Source organism: Streptomyces sp. AMJ-169, assembly GCF_055597585.1.
This window is the reverse complement of sequence record NZ_JBVLTJ010000025.1, coordinates 20237-36921: the sequence shown is the minus strand read 5'-3', so window position 1 is coordinate 36921 and position 16685 is coordinate 20237. Positions and strand designations below refer to the sequence as shown.

Sequence of the window (16685 nt, the reverse complement as noted above, 5' to 3'; positions counted from 1 at the left end):
GGGGACAAGGATAGAGCTCCCGGTTCCTTGTCCCGCGTGCTTCGCCTCCGTGGCTCGATGTGGAGGTTCGGTGAAGCGGTCCTGATAATCGCAGGCAGGTACGAATCGTGCACCGCTTTTGGCGTCTGGGGCCACGGGTGTTGTGCACTCGTTATGCCTGGCCTATGCCCTTGTCCCGGTCATCCCTTCCGTCCCTTGTGTCCTGTCGGCACGCAGACGTGCCTATATGCTTCATAAATCCCCTAAAATTGGGCATTCTTCGCATGTGGTGACCTTGGACGTACGGCCTCAGCTGCTCGACGCACTCTCCGCCCTGCGCGACCGTGTCGCCGCCGCACGCTTCCCGCTGCCCCTGGCGGGGGCGCCACGCGCGCGTGCCAACCGCGACGAACTGCTCGCCCAGCTCGACGACTACCTGATGCCCCGGCTGCGCACCCCCGAAGCACCCCTCCTGGCCGTCGTCGGCGGCTCCACCGGCGCCGGCAAGTCGACCCTCGTCAACTCCCTGGTCGGCAGAAGGGTCAGCGAGGCCGGGGTACTGCGGCCCACCACGCGCACGCCCGTGCTGGTCTGCCATCCCGAGGACCACCACTGGTTCAGCGGGATGCGCGTCCTGCCCGACCTCACGCGCGTGTGGGTACCCCATCAGGAACCCTCCGACGAACTCCTCCTGCCCGGCGAGGACGGCCGCCGGGTACTGCGCGTCGAGACCGCCGACACCCTCCCGGCAGGACTCGCCCTCCTCGACGCCCCCGACATCGACTCCCTCGTCGCCGACAACCGCTCCCTGGCCGCCGCCCTCATCTGCGCCGCCGACGTCTGGATCATGGTCACCACCGCGGCCCGCTACGCCGACGCCGTCCCCTGGCACCTCCTGCGCACCGCCAAGGAGTACGACGCCACCCTGGTGACCGTCCTCGACCGCGTCCCCCACCAGGTCGTCTCCGAGGTCTCCCGGCAGTACGGCGCCCTCCTCGCGAAAGCCGGCCTCGGCGACGTACCCCGCTTCACCGTCCCCGAACTCCCCGAGTCCGCCTGGGGTGGCGGGCTGCTGCCCGCCACCGCCGTCGCGCCGCTGCGCACCTGGCTCGTCCACCACGCCCAGGAACCCTGCGCCCGCCACCAGGCCATGGCCCGCACCGCGCACGGCGTCCTGAACTCCCTCAAGACCCGTATGCCCGAACTCGCCGGCGCCGCCGCCGCCCAGTACGCCGCCGCCCTCCGGCTCACCGCCGCCGTCGACAACGCCTACGACAGCGAGTACGCGCGCGTACGCGGGCGCCTCCAAAGCGGCGCGGCCCTCGCAGGAGACGCCCTGAAGCGCTGGCGGGCCTTCCCCCTCGACTGCACCGCCGGAGAGCTCCTGGACGCCCTCGTGGAGTCCCTCGCGGCCCTCCTGCTGTGCTCCGTCACCGCCGCCGACGAACGCGTCGACGACACCTGGCGCCGCGAACCCGCCGCCGGCACCCTCACCGCCCGCGACCCCGAACTCGAAAGCGCCGAACACCGCATCGGGATGGCCGTACGACGCTGGCGGCGCGAGCTCGTCGAGTACGCCGAGGACGAGGTCCGCGACCTCGAACGCGGCTCCGTGCCCGACCCCGAGGCCGTCGCCGCCCTCGTCGCCACCGCCCTCCTGGGCGGCCGGCGCGCCCGCTCCGCCGGCGAGGGCCTCGCCGAACGCCTCGGCGCCCACGGCGCGTTGCGGCTGCGCGACCGGGGCGGACGGCTCCTCGCCGACCACCTCGACCGGGTCATGACCGCCGAACGCGAGCGCCGCCTCGCCCCGCTCGACGGACTCGACGTCCATGTCGAGCCGCAGGCCGAGCTGATCGCCGCGCTGTCCGTACTTCAGAAGGAGAGGTGACGGGTGACCGCCGTCACGGACCACCAGGAACACGACGGGCCGCTGCACGAAGGGCCCCTGGACGAAGGCCCTATGGCCGACGCGAACACCCTTAAGGAGGGCGACAACGTAAGCGCACTCCCTAAGGACACGCCTTTCGACGACGACCCCGCGCGCGCGGGCGACAGCCCCTGGGGCGACGGGCTGATCGCCCGGCGGGTCGGCGACACCGAGGCCGCCACCCCCGTCGAGACCCGCGGCACCAGCGCCCCGCCCTCCGCGCCCCTCGCCTACGACGGCCCCCTGCGCTCCCGCCTCGACGCCCTGCGCGAACTCGTCGGACTCTCCCGCGCGCGGCTCGACAACAAGACCCTCGCCGAAGCCGGCCGGGTCCTCGACGAGGCCGCCGCGCGCCGCCGCCTGTCCGGGCAGCACACCGTCGTCGCCATCGCCGGGGCCACCGGCAGCGGCAAGTCCCAGCTGTTCAACGCCCTCGCCGGGGTCACCATCTCCGAGACCGGCGTACGCAGGCCCACCACCTCCGCGCCCATCGCGTGCAGCTGGAGCGACGGCGCCGCGAGCCTCATCGACCGGCTCGGCATCCCCGGGCGGCTGCGCCGGCGGCCCGTGCAGAGCGCCGAGGCCGAGGCCCAGCTGCGCGGACTCGTCCTGATCGACCTCCCCGACCACGACTCCGCCGCCGTCCAGCACCGCGAGCAGGTCGACCGCATCCTCGCCCTGGTCGACGCCGTCATCTGGGTCGTCGATCCCGAGAAGTACGCCGACGCCGTCCTCCACGAGCGCTATCTGCGGCCCCTCGCCGGGCACGCCGAGGTCATGTTCGTCGTCCTCAACCAGGTCGACCGGCTGCCCGGGGAGGCCGCCGACCTCGTCCTCGATGATCTGCGGCGCCTCCTGGACGACGACGGGATCGCCCTCGGGGAGTACGGCGAACCCGGGGCGACCGTCCTCGGGCTGTCCGCGCTCACCGGGGACGGGGTCGGGGAACTGCGGGAGCTGCTCGGGCAGTTCGTGGGGGAGCGGGGGGCGCCCGCGCGGCGGATCGCCGCCGACGTCGACGCCGCCGCCGTACGGCTGCGGCCCGTCTACGCCAACGCGCGGCGGGCCGGGCTCACCGAGGAGGCACGCGACGAGTTCGCCGCGCGGCTCGCCGATGCCGTGGGGGCCACCGCCGCCGGGGAGGCCGCCGAGCGGGCCTGGATGCGGGGGGCCGGGCGGGCCTGCGGGACGCCCTGGCTGCGGCTGTGGCGCTGGTACCACGACCGGGGGGACTCCGTCACCGGGCGGCTGCCCGTGCGGGCGCAGATGGACGAGGAGGCCACCGCACGGCAGCGGGTGGAGCAGGCCGTGCGGACCGTGTGCGACCGGGCGTCCGCCGGGCTTCCCGCGCCCTGGGGGCAGGCCGTGCGGGAGGCCGCCGTGCGGGGGGCTCAGGGGTTGCCCGAGGCTCTTGACGACGTTGCCGCGCGCGCGGGGTTGCCTCCTGGGCGGCCTCCCCGGCCCGGGTGGTGGCCTCTGGCCGTGCTCGCGCAAGCCGCCATGACGTTGCTTCAGATCCTCGGGGGGATCTGGCTGATCGCTCAGATCTGTGGGGTGGTGGCGCCCAATCTCGGGGTTCCCGTGCTGCTGATGGTCACCGGGATCGCCGGGGGGCCGTTGGTGGAGTGGGGGTGCCGGATGGCTGCCAAGGGGCCGGCCCGGAGGTATGGGCTGGAGGCTGAGCGGCGGTTGCGGGAGGCCGCGGCTGCTTGTGGGAGGGGGCGGGTGCTGGATCCTGTGGCGGCGGAGTTGCTGCGGTATCGGGAGGTTCGGGAGCAGTATGCGCGGGTTATGGGGGTGGGGGGTCGGTAGGGTTTTCGCCCCCGCCGCCCCTACCCGTCCCGTCCTTTCCGGGGGCTGCCGCCCCCGTGCCCCCGCTTCGGCCCTGAACGGGCCTTGTCCTCAAGCGCCGGACGGGCTGGAGTTGGCGGGCGTCGGGGGTGGGTGGGGTGTCGGCCCTGGACGGGCCTTGTCCTCGAGCGCCGGACGGGCTGAGAATGCTCAGCTCATCTGATTCGTTGGCCTTTCTCTACGCCTTCCCTCGATCGGGTGGTGGGGTTTTCCACAAGGTGGAGGTTGTCCACAGGGCGGCGCGGGGGGTTGTGGGGTGCGGGAGTGTGGTGGGGCGGGAAGGGCCCGTGGATGTGCCCGGTGGGTTCGGGCGGGAGGGAGAGTTGTCATGAACGAGATGGTTGTGTGCGCGGTGGGGAATGTGGCTACGCAGCCCGTTTACCGGGAGGTGCAAGGTGGGCCTTCCGTGCGGTTCCGGGTCGCGGCCACCGCTCGGTATCTCGATCGGGAGCGGGGGGAGTGGGTCGACGGGCACACCAACTTCTTCACCGTGTGGGCCAATCGGCAGCTCGCCGTGAATGTGGCCGCTTCCGTCTCCGTGGGGGATCCGGTCATCGTGCAGGGGCGGCTGAAGGTGCGGACGGAGTCGCGGGACGGGCAGAACTGGGTGTCCGCTGACATCGACGCGGTGTCGGTCGGGCACGACCTCGCCCGGGGGACGTCCGCGTTCGTTCGGGGGGCCGGTGCTGCGGCGGCGGTTGCGGCTGCGGGGGCTGACAAGGGGGAGCCCTCTTGGGAGACCTCGCCGCCCGGGGTTTCCGGTCCGCCCGGAGTTCCAGCCGGCTCCCGTGAGGTTCTCTCCGTGACGTGATGTCAGATCCCGCCCGGTACGGGGCGGTTGGGGCTTATCGGCGGGCAACAGCCTTATCGCGCTGGGGATTTGTCGATAAGTCCCACCCCCTCCCCGTACCGGAGTGATCTTGGGGATAACGATTCCGAGTCGGATCGGTTTATCCGGCGATCAGCTTGGGAAACGGGGTCCGCCGCGTCTCTAGGATGCGCGACATAGCTGTCGTGGCTTCCGATTCTGCTGGTGGGGCCCGTCCCCCCGCTTCAACGGGTCCTGCTCGAAGGAGAATTGCGTGCTTTCTTCGATCGTCCGCCGCACCGCCGCGGTCCTGGTGTCCGGGCTCGCCGCCGGTGCCGTACTGGCCGGGGCCGTGCCCGCCGCCGCCGCTCCGGTGGCGCAGGGCGCGCAGGCGCAGGGCGGGGCGAGCGCGACCATAGGCGGGCTGAAGGTCTACGGCGGTGCGGTGCTGCACACGGAGAGCGGGGACACGGAGATCCCGGCGGGGCTGTTCGAGATGTCCGTCGACGGGGGCGGCACGTTGCAGACGTACTGCGTCGATCTCTTCACGCCGACGCAGAAGGACGCCAAGTACCACGAGACGGCGTGGAGCGGGACGTCGCTCGCGGCCAACAAGAACGCCGGGCGCATCCGCTGGATCCTCCAGCACTCCTATCCGCAGGTGAACGACCTCGCCGCGCTCGCCAAAAGCGCCGGCATCGGGGCGGGGCTGACCGAGCAGGACGCGGCGGCGGGGACGCAGGTCGCGATCTGGAGGTACTCCGACGACGAGGCCGGCGCGGCCGGCGCCGACAGGGCCACCGTCACCGCCGTCGACCCCCAGGCCGAGAAGCTCGCCGACTACCTCCAGAAGGCCGCGCGGGACGCCGCCGAACCCGCCGCCTCGCTGACCGTCGACACCCCGGCGGTCTCCGGCAGGCCCGGCGGACTGCTCGGGCCGGTCACCGTGCACACCGGCGCTGGCGCCGTCTCCGTCGTCCCGCCGATGGACGCGGCGACGACCGGCGTGGAGATCGTCGACGCGGAAGGTGAGCCGGTCACCACCGCGCGTGACGGCAGCCGGCTCTACTTCAAGATCCCCGCAGCCGCCCCGGCCGGATCCGCCGAGGTCACGCTCCAGGCCTCGACCACCGTCCCCGTCGGCCGCGCCTTCGTCTCCGAGGGGCGCAGCCAGACGCAGATCCTGGCCGGGTCCAGCGAGTCGACGGTGTCGGCGACGGCGAGCGCGAGCTGGGCCGACTCCGGGCCGATACCGGCACTGTCGGCGGCCCGCGACTGCCTGAACGGCGGCCTGGACATCACGGCCGTCAACAAGGGCGACCAGCCGTACACGTTCTCCCTGCTCAGCGACGAGTACACGATCGCCGCCGGTGAGACCCGCACCATCATGGTCCCCCTCCAGGAGGACCAGTCCTACGACTTCACCCTCACCACCCCGCAGGGCACCAGCCCCCGCTTCAGCGGCGTCCTCGACTGCGAGACCCAGGCCCGCACCACCGCCGAGTCCCACCTCACCACCCAGACCCTCAGCGAACCCACCCCGGTCACCGTCGGCGCCGCCGGATCCGACCTCGCCGAGACCGGCGGGGACAGCACCACCCCGCTCATCGCCGGCACCGCCATCGGCCTCGTCCTCATCGGCGGCACCGTCCTCGTCCTCGCCGCCCGCAAGGAACAGGGCACGGAAGGTAACTGACCGACTACTCAACGCCCCAGGCGGAAAAGGCCGGTTCACGCAGGCCTGACCCCGCAGGTTTCCGCCGGGGGATGGACGTAAGGCAGGATGGGGTGTATCTGCCCCCCTGCCCACTGCCAGATTTCAAGCTGCCGGACGGTTTCTCTTGGCTGAGTACATCTACACCATGCGCAAGACGCGCAAGGCAATCGGCGACAAGGTGATCCTTGACGACGTATCGCTGAACTTCCTGCCCGGCGCGAAGATCGGTGTGGTCGGCCCGAACGGTGCCGGTAAGTCGACCATCCTGAAGATCATGGCGGGGCTGGACCAGCCGTCCAACGGCGACGCGTTCCTCTCCCCCGGGTACACCGTCGGCATCCTCCTCCAGGAGCCCCCGCTCAACGAGGAGAAGACCGTCCTGGAGAACGTGCAGGAGGGCGTCGCCGAGATCAAGGGCAAGCTCGACCGGTTCAACGAGATCGCCGAGCTGATGGCGACCGACTACTCGGACGCGCTCCTCGACGAGATGGGCAAGCTCCAGGAGGAGCTCGACCACGCCAACGCCTGGGACCTCGACGCCCAGCTCGAGCAGGCCATGGACGCCCTGGGCTGCCCCCCCGGCGACTGGCAGGTCACCACCCTCTCCGGTGGCGAGCGGCGCCGCGTCGCGCTCTGCAAGCTCCTCCTCGAAGCCCCTGACCTGCTGCTTCTCGACGAGCCCACCAACCACCTCGACGCCGAGTCGGTGAACTGGCTGGAGCAGCACCTCGCCAAGTACGAGGGCACCATCGTCGCCGTCACCCACGACCGGTACTTCCTCGACAACGTGGCCGGCTGGATCTGCGAGGTCGACCGCGGCCGGCTGCACGGCTACGAGGGCAACTACTCCAAGTACCTGGAGACCAAGGCGACCCGCCTCAAGGTCGAGGGCCAGAAGGACGCCAAGCGGCAGAAGCGGCTCAAGGAAGAGCTGGAGTGGGTCCGCTCCAACGCCAAGGGCCGCCAGGCCAAGTCCAAGGCCCGCCTCGCCCGCTACGAGGAGATGGCCGCCGAGGCCGACAAGATGCGGAAGCTGGACTTCGAGGAGATCCAGATCCCGCCGGGCCCGCGGCTGGGCTCCATCGTCGTCGAGGTCAACAACCTCTCCAAGGCCTTCGGTGACAAGGTCCTCGTCGACGACCTCAGCTTCACCCTCCCGCGCAACGGCATCGTCGGCATCATCGGCCCCAACGGCGCCGGCAAGACCACGCTGTTCAAGATGATCCAGGGCCTGGAGACCCCCGACTCCGGGACCATCAAGGTCGGCGAGACCGTCAAGATCTCCTACGTCGACCAGAGCCGCGAGAACATCGACCCCAAGAAGACGCTGTGGGCCGTCGTCTCCGACGAACTGGACTACATCAACGTCGGCCAGGTCGAGATGCCCTCCCGCGCCTACGTCTCCGCCTTCGGCTTCAAGGGCCCCGACCAGCAGAAGGCGGCCGGCGTCCTGTCCGGCGGCGAGCGCAACCGCCTCAACCTCGCGCTCACCCTCAAGCAGGGCGGCAACCTGCTGCTCCTCGACGAGCCCACCAACGACCTCGACGTCGAGACCCTCTCCAGCCTGGAGAACGCGCTCCTCGAATTCCCCGGCTGCGCCGTCGTCGTCTCCCACGACCGCTGGTTCCTCGACCGGGTCGCCACCCACATCCTCGCCTACGAGGGCGAGTCCAAGTGGTTCTGGTTCGAGGGCAACTTCGAGTCGTACGAGAAGAACAAGATCGAGCGGCTCGGCGCCGACGCCGCCCGCCCGCATCGCGCCACCTACAAGAAGCTGACCCGAGGCTGACCTTGCGGCACATCTACCACTGCCCCCTGCGCTGGTCCGACATGGACGCGTACGGCCACGTCAACAACGCCGTGTTCGTCCGGTACCTGGAAGAGGCGCGGATCAGCTTCCTGTTCCGGCCCGAGAAGAACTTCCGGCAGGGGTCGGTGGTGGCCCGCCACGAGATCGACTACAAACGCCCCCTGGTCCACCGGCACCACCCGGTGACCGTCGAGGTGTGGGTCACCGACATCAAGGCCGCGTCCTTCACCGTCGCCTGCGAGGTGAAGGACGAGGACGTCGTCTACGTGTACGCCGAGACCGTCGTCGTCCCCTTCGACTTCGAGGCCGGCCGGCCGCGCCGGATCACCGCCGACGAGCGGGAGTTCCTGGCCGAGTACCGCGACGAGCCGGGGAAGGCCGCCGCCGCATGACGGTGCTGCATCTCGCCGACGAAGGGGAGGCGGCCGACCTCGCCGCCTTCCTCTCCCGGCTGCTGCACTACGACCGCGGCGCCGCCGTCCGCCTCCAGGCCACCGGCACCGCCCTCGCCGTCTTCGGCCGCCCCCCGTCCTTCGAGGTCCTCGCCGTCCGCGCGGTCCGCCTCGCCAAGCCGTACGAGAACGGGCTCGACGCCGGGCTCGATGTCACCGTCTCCGCAGGGGAGTTGCTGGAGTCGGTCGACGAGCAGGCGGCCACCGCGGGTGTCCCGGCTGCCGTAACCGGCCCTCCCTGGGCGGGAGTTCTTCCTCCCAAGGGCGGCTGGCAGCCCGAGACCGGGCTTCCCGCGCCCGACGAACTGCGTGCCCTCGTCGCCGCCGGTGTCATCGAATTCCGGCGCCGCACCGAGGAGTTGCCCGCCGAAGGGCGTACCCGCGCGGAACTCGACCGCATCGGCCGCGAGATCTGGTCCCGGACCGTCGCCGCGACCCCCCTCCCCGTCCGCGCCGTCCACGCCGCCCAGTCCCTCGGCTTCCTGCGCCCCGCCGTCCGGGAAGCGGCCCTGTTCTCCTCCGGCGCCTGGCTGCGCCTGCGCACGGCGTACGGGTCGATAGCGGTACGGCGGGCGGGAGTTGGCGGGCTCGGGCTGAGCGTGCGCTGAGGTGTGGGGGGCGTGAGGGGGGCGGGTGCTGGGCGCCGGCCTCAGCTCGCGCCTCTGCCGCCGTCCCGCGCGAGCCCCCGTACCCCCTCAGTCCGGCGTATTTATCATCGACGCCGCCGCGTACGTCATGTAGTTCCACAGCGTCGTCTCGTGTTCCTCGCTCAGCGCCAGCGAGTCCACCGCGTCGCGCATGTGCTTCAGCCAGGCGTCGTGGGCCGCGCGGTCGACGGTGAAGGGGGCGTGGCGCATGCGCAGGCGTGGGTGGCCTCGGTTGTCGCTGTACGTCGTGGGGCCGCCCCAGTACTGCATGAGGAAGAGCGCGAACCGCTCCTCGGCCGGGCCCAGGTCGTCCTCGGGGTACATGGGCCGCAGGAGCGGATCGCCGGCCACCCCCTCGTAGAAACGGTGGACCAGCCGGCGGAAGGTGTCCTCCCCGCCGACCTGCTCGTAGAACGTCTTCTCCTGAAGCGTGCCGCGCCGGATCTCTCTCACACCCCCCATGGTCTCAGACGGTCCGGCCGAGGACTTGGGGCTTAGGTCCTTCGCCCCGCACAGTGGAGGTATGCGGCCGGAAGCGGATCTGGAAGGGCTCGCCGTGTCGGTGCGGGCCGGGTTGGTGCGCGTGATCGAGGGGAGCGGGGCGTTCGCCGCCGATCCGGGCTGGCGGGAGGCGTTCGAGAAGGTGCCCAGGCATCTTTTCGTGCCGTACTACTACGTCTCCGGCACCCACGGATATCTGCGGCGCTGGGCCGGCGACCCCGACCCCGCCGCCCGCGAACGCTGGCTGCGCGGGGCCTACGACGACGCCCCGCTCGCGACCCGGCTGCGCGACGGCGAACTCCTCTCCTCCAGCAGCCAGCCCTCGCTGATGGCGCTCATGCTCGCCGAGCTGGGGATACGCGAGGGTCACCGGGTCCTGGAGATCGGCACCGGCACCGGCTACAACGCGGCCCTCCTCGCCCACCGCCTCGGCGACGCCGCCGTCACGACCGTCGACCTCGACCCCGAGATCACCGAGTCCGCGCGCACGCACCTCGCGGACGCCGGCCACCGCCCGTACACCGTCACCGGCGACGGCGCGCGCGGGGTGCCCGAGCGGGCGCCGTACGACCGTATCCTCGCGACCTGCGCGCTCAGCACCGTCCCCGCCGCCTGGATCGCCCAGTGCGCGCCCGGCGGGCGGATCCTCACGCCGCTCGCGACGGGGCTCGCGCTGCTGGACGTGCGGGACGCCGGGCACGCGGAGGGGCGGTTCCTGCCGACGGCCGCGTACTTCGTCCCGCTGCGGGGCGGGCGGGCCGGTGAGGCGATGGTCCTGCGGGCCGTGCCGCCGCGCGCCCGCGACAACGACCTCTTCCGCTTCCTCGCCGCGCTGACGCGCGGGGCGCTGGAGCCGGCCGAGGCGTACACCCTGTGGGAACGCGAGGGCCGCCCCGCCCGCGAGCGCTACGGCCTCACGGTCACGGAGGGGCAGGTGTGGGCATGGCTGGACTCACCGGAGGGGCCCTATGTGTGGGCGCTCCGGTGAGTCCGGGTCCGCGTGTCCTTGTGTCCTTGTGTCCTTGTGTACGACGGTGTCGTCAGCCTCGGCGGAGCGTGATCGTCGTCCACGCGCCTACGTGGACCCGGTCGCCGTCCCTGAGGGGGACCGGGACGAAGGGCTGGATGGGCTCCTCGCCGCCGTTGACCGTCGTGCCGTTCGTCGAGTTCTGGTCGACCACCGCCCAGCTGCCGTCCGGCTGCTGGACCAGGACCGCGTGCTGGTGCGAGACGCCGGGGTCCTCCGGGGGGACCGCCAGGTCGATGTCCGGGGTCTCGCCGGTGGAGTGGCGGCGGCGGCCGATCGTGACCTGGTTGCCGGTGAGGGTGCGCTGCTGTTCCGGGGAGTAGGCCGGGAGGTTGAGGCCGGTGGCCTCCGGGCCCGAGCGCTGCATCATCGCCATGAAGTAGTCGCGGTCGGGGGTGATGGTGGCGGTCCAGGTGGTGGGGTGCTGGGCTTGCGGGTTCTGTGGGTTCTGCTGGTTCTGCTGGTGGGGGAAGCCGCCGGGGGTGTTCTGGGGGTAGCCGTAGGCGGGGGGTGCGCCGGAGGTGGGCGGGGAGAGGACCCAGTCGTCGTCGCCGGGGGTGCCGAAGCCGGGGGCTGTGCTGGGGCGGCCCGGGGCGGTTGTGCCTGCCTGGGGGAAGCCTTGTGGGGGGTTGGGGCCGGGGGGCTGGGGGTAGCCGTAGCTGCCGGGGGGGCCGGCGGGGGGTGGGGATTGGCGGGAGGGGGTGGGGGTGAAGGGGCCGGGGGCGGCTGGTCCACCGGGTCCGCTCGGTCCGCCTGGTCCGCCGGGAGGGGGTGGGGTGCCGAAGGGGGTGTTGGGGTTGCGTCCGGCGAAGGGGTCGTTGGGGGGGCCTGCGGGGCCGGAGTTTTCGCGGTTGCCGAAGGGGGCGCCGGAGCCGCGCTCACCGAACGGGTCTCCGGCGGGGCCGGAGCCTTCCCGGCCGCCGAAGCCGCTGCCGGGTGCGCCCGGGTTGCGTCCGCCGAACGGCTCGCCGCCTGCCGGGCCTGCGCCCTCGCGTCCGGCGAAGGGGTCGTTCGAGGGACGGCCGCCGAAGCCTTCGGGGCCGAAGGGGTCGTTGGGGGAACCGGGGGTGCCAGGGGCGCCGCCGGGTCCGCCGGGGTTTCCGGGTGCGCCGGGGGTGCCTTCTCGCCTGCCGAACGGTCCACCGGGCGCCGGGGGTTCGGAGGTGTCGCGTCCGCCGAAGGGGGGGCTTGCGGGGGCTGAGCCGTCTCGGTTGGGGAAGGGGGTGCCGGAGTCTCGTCCGCTGAAGGGATCGGCTGGGCCGGAGCTGTCACGGCCGCCGAAGCCGCCGGGTGCGCCGGAGCCGCGTTCGCCGAAAGGGTCGCCGGGTGCGCTGGAGCTGCCGGGGGCGCCTGGAGCGGCGGGGCCGCCGAAGCCGCCGGGCGCACCAGCGCCGCGCTCACCGAACGGATCGCCGGGTGCGCCGGAGTCACGCCCGCCGAAAGGTTCGCCAGGTCCGCCGGCGGTCCGTCCGCCGAACGGCTCGCCCGCGCCGCCGCCCTCACGGCCACCGAAACCGCCCGGTCCACCGGAGTCACGTCCGCCGAAGGGGCCGCCGGGCGTCGTAGCGCCACCGGGGCCGGAGCCGTCGCGTCCGCCGAAGGGGTCGGTACTGCCCGGTCCGCCGGAGCCACCTGGTGCACCGGGGCCGCCGTCACGGCCGCCGAAGGGACCGCCGGGTGCGCCGGAGTCACGTCCGCCGAACGCACCTGCGCCACCGGAGCCGGCAGGGCCTCCCGGGCGTCCGCCGAACGGCGTCGCGCCTCCCGGTCCCGTCGGCTCGCTGCCGAAGGGAATCGGTTCGGCGGGGCGGTTCACCTGGGACGGGCGGGAACCCTGATAGTCGTCGAAGGAACTGCCGCCGCTGAAGGACGGCGGGGGCGGGGGAGGGGCGGGGAAGCGGGGGGCGCCGGAGTTGCCAGGGGCACCCGGACCGCCGGGGCCACCACTACCGCCGGGGTTCCCGGGCGTGCCGAAGCCGCCCTGACCGGCGGGGCCGCCGGAGCCGCCAGGGGCACCCGGGCCGCCGGGATTGCCGAAGCCGCCCTGACCGGCCGGGCCGCTGGAGCTGCCAGGACCGCCGGAGTTGCCGAAGCCACCTTGGCCGCCGGGGCCGTCAGCCCCGCCGGGACCGCCGAATCCACCTTGGCCCCCGGGTCCGCCGGGTGCGCCGAAGCCGCCTTGACCGGCCGGGCCGCCGGAACCCCCGGGGCCGCCGGTGTTGCCGAAGCCGCCCTGACCGGCAGGGCCGCCTGGGCCGCCAGGACCACCGGTGCTGCCGAAGCCCCCCTGACCACCGGGGCCGTCAGACCCACCGGGACCGCTGAAGCCGCCTTGGCCCCCGGGTCCGCCGAATCCACCTTGACCGGCCGGGCCGCCAGAACCCCCGGGGCCGCCAGTGTTGCCGAAGGGTCCGCCGGGTCCGCCAGAGCCTCCCGGTCCGCCGGTGTTGCCGAAGCCCCCCTGACCACCAGGGCCGTCAGACCCACCAGGACCGCCGAAACCCCCCTGTCCCCCAGCCCCGCCGGAACCCCCAGCCCCGCCCGGACCACCGGAACCGCCAGGACCGCCGGAGTTGCCGAACCCCCCAGCACCCCCAGCCCCCCCGAAACCAGACCCGCCCGGCCCCCCGAAGCCAGGAGCCCCCTGCCCTCCAGGTCCACCAGATCCGCCAGGACCGTTAGGCCCCCCGAATCCTCCAGGCCCCCCAGCTCCCCCCGAAGGCCGAGGCGCCGCCGGCGTATACGTCGTCGCCGTGTTCGTCAGGAAGTTCCACCTGCACTCCTCGCAGAACGGCGCGCCCCCCTCACGGGGCGTGCGGCACTGCGGGCACAGGTCGGACTCCTGGCCGGGGACGGCGGAGAGGTGCCGCCCGCCAGAAGGCCCACCGCCCGGAGCGCCCGGGGCGCCAGGCGGGGGCGGGAAGCCGTAGCCGCTCGTGGGCGGCGGGGGCGGCGGCGGAGGTACGGCACCGGCCATGCGGTGACCGCAGACCTCGCACCAGTCGTCGGAACCCGACTGGTGTCCGTTCGGGCAGGTCGGCATGTCGGCGCGTCCCCCTCTCCTCTAAGTTCCCACTAGGCCGCAGGCAACCCCACGGCACGCTCTCCGCACCGCAGGCAGCCCCACGGCACGTTCTCCGTGCCACGAGTAACCCCACGGCACGCTCTCCGCGCCGCAGGCACCCCCGCAGCACGTCACGCGGAACCGCGGGCAACCCCACGGCACCTCGCGCGGGACCGCAGGAAACCCCGCGACCCGCGCCTCACTTCTTTACACGGACTGTCTTTGTGGACCGGGTTTCGAGGGTCATCTCGTCGGCCTCCGCGACCCTGGCCTTCAACCGCACAGTACCCGTCGTGGCATCGACCACGTCCACCACCTTCGCAAGCAGTTTCGCAGTATCCGCGTTCCCCAGCCCGCTCGCGAGCTGAACGGCCCGCCCCAGTTTGGCCGTTGCTCCATCCATATCGCCCGCTTTGCGCAGCTCGAGACCCTGTTGGATGACTTGGGCCAGTTCGGCTTGACCGGTGTAGTGGGCGACTTGGGGGTTGATGGAGGTGGAGGCCGTCATGTCGTCGGTCCAGACCGCCCGTACGAGGCCCTGCGCGCCCAAGTTCCGCACGCTGCCGTCGGCTTGCGGGACGACCAGGGAGACGCGGGCGGCCAGCATCTCCTGGCCGAGCCCCGCGGCCGGGACCCGCAGGCAGAGGTGGTAGTCGCGGGACTCGTCGCCCCAGGAACCGGTGGGGTAGTCCCCGGAGCGGGGGCCGGACTCGGTGCGCCGGGCGGTCAACTCCTGCACGGTCGGGGCGACTTGCTTGAGGAAACGGACCTCTGTGCCGACCGGCGTCCACAGCCGCAGGCTGACGTCGGCGACCTCTTTGCCCATCGCCGTCTCCATCATCTTCGTGAAGTCGGCGGCCAGCCCCGAGGGATCGGCGACGATGTCCGCGCTGCCGAGCAACGCCGAGGCGATCCCTGTGACTTCTTTCACTTCCCAGTCGGTGCCCACGCCCCGGGCGTCACAGGTGAACCGGCCCGCGCAGTGCTCCAGGGCCGCCTTCAGCGCCGCCGGCTCCTCGTGCTCGTTGCGGCCGTCGGTGAGCAGGATGCCGTGCCGGATCGCGACGTCCGCCGCCGACAGGAGTCTCTCCGCGAGCCGCAGCCACGTCCCGATCGCCGTACCGCCGCCCGCGCTCAGCTTGCGCAGCGCCTGGCGGGCCTGTTCCCGGGTGGTGGCGTCGGCGACCGCGAGCCGGCCGCCGCCGGGGTAGACCTCCTTGGCGACGTGCGTGCCGGCGATCACCGCGAAGTGCACGCCGTCGCGCAGCGCGTCGATCGCGGCGGCCGTCGCCTCCCGGGCGCCGCGCATCTTCGCGGGCGGGTAGTCCATCGAGCCCGAGCAGTCCACCATGACCGCGACGGCCGCGGAGGGGCCGCTGACCGGCGAGTACAGGTGGGGCGCGGCGACCGCGCCGCCGACCGTGCCGCCGCCGGTCGCGGTGACCGTCACGATCGCGTTGACCTCACGGCCGCCCTCCGGCAGCTGCTCGTTCTGGTAGACGTCCACCGCGAACGCCGGCACATTCGACTTCGAGAAATTGGCCATTCCCGCTCAGATCCCCCAGAAGGCCCGCGTGGGACGGGCGTTGACGATGAGAGAGGCGACCGGTCCCCTCCGGCCCCCGGTTCCGGAAAAGGGCGCCCTCGACCGTTCCCGGGAGGCTTCCCCGTTATGTCCTGTCCGCCTCAGGCCGATCCTGCCCCGGGCACGGGCGCCGGGAACGGTACGACGGCCACTGTTACGTTGTCGTGGCCCCCGCCGTCGAGCGCGTGCCCCACGAGGACACGGGCCGCGTGCAGCGGCCGCAGCCCCGCGTCGGCCGGCACGATCTCCGCCAGCTCCTCGGCCGCCTCCGCGTAGTTCCACAGGCCGTCCGTGCAGACGATCACCACGCCCGGCCGGTCCGGCTTGAACGACGCGGTGTGCGGCTCCAGTTCGTAGGCGTCGGCGCCGAGCCAGCCGGTGATCGCGTGGGCGCGCTCGTCGGCGTACGCCTCGGCCTCGCTCAGCAGGCCCGCCGCGACCATCTGCGCCGCCCAGGAGTCGTCCTCCGTCAGCCGGGCGGGCGGGGTCGTACGGTCGTCGGGGACCCAGTAGACGCGGCTGTCGCCGACCCAGCCGACCACCAGCAGGCCCGTCGTCACCGCCGAACCGACGATCGTGCAGGCCGGGGCGTTCTGGTGCGGGACGTGCTCGCGGGCCGTCCGGGGCTCCTGCGCGAGGGCGTTCACCGCGTGGGCGGCGGCGACGATCGCGTCGTGCATCGCCTGCTGGGGGTGGGTGCCGTGGGGGAGGGCGGTCAGCAGGGTCTCGCCGGCCGCGCGGGCGGCGGCGGCCGAGGCGTCGTCCGGGCGGGTCGCCGAGGAGACGCCGTCGCAGACGATCGCCACCGACACCGTCGAGTGGTCCGGCAGCGAGCCGAGGCCCACCGCGAACGCGTCCTCGTTGCGGTGATGGCGCAGGCCCCGGTCGCTGACGGCGGCCAGCGGGCCGACCTCCTGCTCCATGTGGTCGCGCTCACGCGGCTGCGCGTGCCCGCAGTTCTCGCAGTAGCCGTCCTGGTCCACCCGGCCCGCCCGGCAGGCCACGCACACCTTCGCGGCCTGCGCCGCCGCCAGCGGGTCCGGGGCCTGCAACGGGTACTCCTCCGGGTCGGCGCGCTCCGGCCGGTCGAAGCGGACGCCTCTGCTCGCGGGGGCGTGCAGCGTCAGCGTCGGACGGTCGGCGGGCTGCCGCTCCGGGGCGGCCGACAGGTCGTGGCCGCAGGCGCCGCAGAACCGGTCGCCCGGCTCCAGCGGCTCCGCGCAGCTCGGGCACCTCGCCGGCGGCGCGGCCTGCGGGGGCAGGTGCGAGGACGGCGTCTGCGAGGGCGGCGTTTGCGAGGGGGGCATTTGCGACATC

General features: G+C 72.9%; 12 protein-coding genes. 8 read left to right on the top strand and 4 right to left on the bottom strand.

Annotated features, from left to right (window positions below; genetic code table 11):
* Positions 1–265: 265 nt before the first annotated feature.
* From ACYUD3_RS36950 to ACYUD3_RS36920, 7 genes are all read left to right on the top strand, one after another.
* On the top strand, positions 266–1867 hold the full coding sequence (locus ACYUD3_RS36950; RefSeq protein WP_470980359.1) for a dynamin family protein: 1602 nt from the start codon (positions 266–268) through the stop codon (positions 1865–1867).
* Between the two features lie 3 nt (positions 1868–1870).
* Positions 1871–3718 carry a YfjP family GTPase gene (locus ACYUD3_RS36945; RefSeq protein ID WP_470980357.1) on the top strand — a complete coding sequence of 616 codons (1848 nt, stop codon included), beginning with the start codon at positions 1871–1873 and terminating at the stop codon, positions 3716–3718.
* A gap of 367 nt (positions 3719–4085) precedes the next feature.
* Complete coding sequence (locus ACYUD3_RS36940) at positions 4086–4568, top strand: single-stranded DNA-binding protein (RefSeq protein WP_470980354.1); 483 nt, start codon at positions 4086–4088, stop codon at positions 4566–4568.
* 271 nt (positions 4569–4839) lie between these two features.
* A complete protein-coding gene (locus ACYUD3_RS36935; protein ID WP_470980351.1) occupies positions 4840–6261 on the top strand; it encodes a Cys-Gln thioester bond-forming surface protein in 1422 nt (473 codons plus the stop codon).
* Positions 6262–6406: 145 nt separating this feature from the next.
* On the top strand, positions 6407–8071 hold the full coding sequence (gene ettA, locus ACYUD3_RS36930; RefSeq protein WP_470980348.1) for an energy-dependent translational throttle protein EttA: 1665 nt from the start codon (positions 6407–6409) through the stop codon (positions 8069–8071).
* A gap of 2 nt (positions 8072–8073) precedes the next feature.
* A complete protein-coding gene (locus ACYUD3_RS36925) occupies positions 8074–8484 on the top strand; it encodes an acyl-CoA thioesterase (RefSeq protein ID WP_470980345.1) in 411 nt (136 codons plus the stop codon).
* The gene (locus ACYUD3_RS36920; RefSeq protein ID WP_470980342.1) at positions 8481–9152 is read left to right on the top strand and encodes a DUF8185 domain-containing protein; all 672 of its coding nucleotides are present in this window, start codon (positions 8481–8483) and stop codon (positions 9150–9152) included. The genes ACYUD3_RS36925 and ACYUD3_RS36920 overlap by 4 nt, the downstream gene beginning before the upstream one ends.
* 87 nt (positions 9153–9239) lie before the next feature.
* Here the strand turns inward: ACYUD3_RS36920 and ACYUD3_RS36915 are convergent, their stop codons facing one another.
* Positions 9240–9653 (bottom strand): globin, encoded by a 414-nt coding sequence (locus tag ACYUD3_RS36915; protein ID WP_470980339.1) that lies wholly within the window; start codon positions 9651–9653, stop codon positions 9240–9242.
* Between the two features lie 61 nt (positions 9654–9714).
* On the opposite strand from ACYUD3_RS36915, the gene ACYUD3_RS36910 reads away from it, so the two are divergent.
* Entirely contained in the window at positions 9715–10680 is a 966-nt protein-coding gene (locus ACYUD3_RS36910) for a methyltransferase domain-containing protein (RefSeq protein ID WP_470980337.1), read from the top strand.
* 52 nt (positions 10681–10732) lie between these two features.
* On the opposite strand, the gene ACYUD3_RS36905 is transcribed toward ACYUD3_RS36910, so the two are convergent.
* From ACYUD3_RS36905 to ACYUD3_RS36895, 3 genes are all read right to left on the bottom strand, one after another.
* Entirely contained in the window at positions 10733–13762 is a 3030-nt protein-coding gene (locus ACYUD3_RS36905) for an FHA domain-containing protein (RefSeq protein WP_470980334.1), read from the bottom strand.
* Positions 13763–13982: 220 nt separating this feature from the next.
* A complete protein-coding gene (locus ACYUD3_RS36900) occupies positions 13983–15329 on the bottom strand; it encodes a vWA domain-containing protein (protein WP_470980330.1) in 1347 nt (448 codons plus the stop codon).
* Positions 15330–15469: 140 nt separating this feature from the next.
* The gene (locus ACYUD3_RS36895; protein WP_470980328.1) at positions 15470–16675 is read right to left on the bottom strand and encodes a PP2C family serine/threonine-protein phosphatase; all 1206 of its coding nucleotides are present in this window, start codon (positions 16673–16675) and stop codon (positions 15470–15472) included.
* Positions 16676–16685 lie beyond the last annotated feature (10 nt).